Source organism: Pseudomonas sp., from assembly GCF_030147005.1.
GTDB lineage: Bacteria > Pseudomonadota > Gammaproteobacteria > Pseudomonadales > Pseudomonadaceae > Aquipseudomonas.
In genome coordinates this window covers 1-2,899 of sequence record NZ_JASLAW010000150.1, presented here as the reverse complement: position 1 = coordinate 2,899, position 2,899 = coordinate 1, and the positions used below count along the sequence as shown (strand labels likewise).

The window sequence follows — 2,899 nt, the reverse complement described above, 5'->3', positions numbered from 1 at the left end:
AGAGCTGCGAGGAAGACGCCTCGTTCTGCTTCCTGGTGGACAACATGGACGACCTGCGCGAACAGGCCGGCAAGTTCGAGGTCAGTGAAGACTCTTTCTATATAGGCTGGGCCGCCCCCAGTCGGCACTTTCATGAGCGCTATCTCGACGAGCTGCTGCGCAAGGCCGCGCTGTTCCCGCAGATCAGCAGCGAAGTGGCACGCTTCGGCGACCATGAGCGCAATGGCGATGAACTCAACGACCGCATGTTCCTGCTGACCTTCGACGGCGGCCCGGCAGCGGTCGGCGGCAATACCGAGTGGCTCGCCGACTACTTGCGCAAGCAAAAGATGAACGCCACGTTCTTCGCCCTCGGCAGCGCCTTGCAAACCCGTGTGGAACGAAGCTCGGCTGCCGATGTGCAGGCGCTGTACCAGGGGCAGTGTGTGGGCATCCAGGGTTGGCAGTACCGTTCTCACAGCCACTGGGTCGACTGGCAGGATTCGGTCACTCGCAGCGCATCATTGGTGCAGAACCTGCTGCCGGAAAACTACGTACCGTTGTTCCGGCCGCCTTATGGGCAACGGCGCGCGGACAGCCAGGGGTTTTTTCAGGCCCAGGGGCTGCAAGTGGCGTTGTGGGACATCGATTCCCAGGACGATCCGGGCAAACTCAAGGCCGAGGAGTCGGCGCAACGGGTGCTGACGCTGATGCTGCTGTGGCGCAAAGGGGTGATTGTGTTTCATGACACCCAGGACAAGGCGCGGGCGGCACTGCCGATGGTGTTGCAGTCAACGGCGCAGAGTGGTTTGGGCTGGCAGGACTGCCGTGAAGCATTTCGGTGAAATGCCCGGCCCTGTTGGTTTAGAGGGCGTTCTGGGGTGATTTTCCGCGACATTTCGATGCAGGCGGACTTCCGACTTTAACGGGGTACCTGGCACTCGGCTAGTGCTATTCGTCATCCTGAAAAATAAACTTCAAAAAAGCGTCAAAGTGCTTTTTCCTGTCATGGGTTTTGCGGTATTACGAAGTCAGACCGCCGAAACCTGCAGCACAGGTGGCGTCTTCCAAGACTCCTCATGTGGGCACTGCATTTGACGTCACACAAGGTGCAGTCGGTGGTCGAATCGAGGCGCAGCACCGCCCAGGTATTGCGTCGACTGGCTCCCACAAAGGTGACCGAGTATGGATGATCATGGACGCACCCCTTCTTCCGACCAGCCAATCCTTTATGTGCTTGATACCAACGTACTGATTCACGATCCAAACGCACTGCTTAACTTCGAAGAGCACCACGTCGCCATCCCCATGATCGTGCTGGAGGAACTGGACAAACTCAAAAGCGGCCACCACAGCGTTGCCGCCGAATGCCGCCAGGCCATCCGCCTGATCGACAAGACCCTGGGCGAAGCCTCGCCCGAGGATGTTGAAGTCGGCGTGCCGATCCAGCGCGGTAAAAGCGGGCCCAAGGGTTTGCTGTCGATCCTGATGAGCAAGCGCAACGAGCCCAACAGCCTGCTGCCGGAAAACCTCAACGACAACAAGATCATCAACCAATTGATCGACCTGCATGCGCGCGACAAGGACCTGCGCGTGGTGCTGGTGACCAAAGACATCAATATGCGCCTCAAGGCCCGAGCGTGTGGGATCGCGGCCGAGGACTACAGCACCGACCAACTGGTCGACGACGTGTCGATGCTCTCGCGCGGTTACCACATGATGACCGGCTCGTTCTGGGACCGCGTCAGCAAGGTCGAAACCCGCCAGGACCACGGCCGCACGTGGCACCAGGTCCAGCTGATCGACAACCTGCCGGCGGTGCATATCAATGAATTCATCGTCGACGAACAGGGCTTCGTGGGCTGGATCAAAGAAATCCAGGTCGACAAACTGCTGATCCTCGACCTGCATCAGGAACCCCTGCTGCACCAGGAAGCCTGGGGCCTGAAACCGCGTGACATCTACCAGAGCCTGGCGCTGTACGCACTGCTCGACCCGGACATCCACCTGGTCAACCTGACCGGCGCCGCCGGCTCCGGTAAGACCATCCTCGCCCTGGCCGCCGCCATCGAACAGACCATGGTGACCAAGCGCTATCGCCGCATCATCGCCACTCGCAGCGTGCAGGGCCTGGACCAGGAAATCGGCTTTTTACCCGGCACCGAAGCCGAGAAAATGGAGCCGTGGCTGGGGGCGATCACCGACAACCTCGAAGCCTTGCACATGGATGACGAAAACACCCATGGCAGCGTCGACTACATCCTCAGCAAAGTGCCGTTGCAGTTCAAATCCCTCAACTACATCCGAGGCCGCAGCTTCCAGCAGAGCCTGATCCTGATCGATGAATGCCAGAACCTCACCCCGCACCAGATGAAAACCATCATCACCCGTGCCGGCGCCGGTTCCAAAGTGGTGTGCCTGGGCAACCTGGCGCAGATCGACACCCCTTACCTGTCCGCGACCAGCTCCGGGCTGACTTACCTGACGGAACGCTTCAAGGACTTCCCGAACGGCGTGCACATTGCGCTGCAAGGGGTACCTCGTTCGATACTGGCTGAATACGCAGAGTCGCACCTGTAACGGCGGTCCCTGTAGGAGCGAGCTTGCTCGCGAAGAACGTCAATGATAACGCGGGGCCACTCGGGCCCGCGTTGTTCTTTGGTTTTTCGCGAGCAAGCTCGCTCCTGCAGGGTTTACAATCGCGGCTCCTGTTCAGGAGTAACGCTGTGCTGACTCATCTCGATTCCCAAGGTCGCGCCCATATGGTCGACGTCACCGACAAAGCCGTGACGTTCCGTGAAGCCGTGGCCGAAGCGCGGGTGCGCATGTTGCCTGGCACCCTGAAAATGATTGTCGACGGCGCCCACCCCAAGGGCGACGTGTTCGCCTGGATCCCGGCGATGCGGGCCACGGCGAACAC

At 59.9% G+C, this 2,899-nt stretch carries 3 protein-coding genes; all 3 read left to right on the top strand.

Features of this window, described 5'->3' with window-relative positions:
• Window positions 1-824, top strand: an 824-nt coding sequence (locus Q1V60_RS13800; protein ID WP_300631229.1) for a polysaccharide deacetylase family protein, incomplete at its 5' end; no start/stop codon positions are given.
• Window positions 825-1,164: 340 nt separating this feature from the next.
• Entirely contained in the window at window positions 1,165-2,559 is a 1,395-nt protein-coding gene (locus Q1V60_RS13795; protein ID WP_057724660.1) for a PhoH family protein, read from the top strand.
• 146 nt (window positions 2,560-2,705) lie between these two features.
• The coding region (locus tag Q1V60_RS13790) for a cyclic pyranopterin monophosphate synthase MoaC (RefSeq protein WP_300631225.1) at window positions 2,706-2,899 on the top strand (194 nt) is incomplete at its 3' end.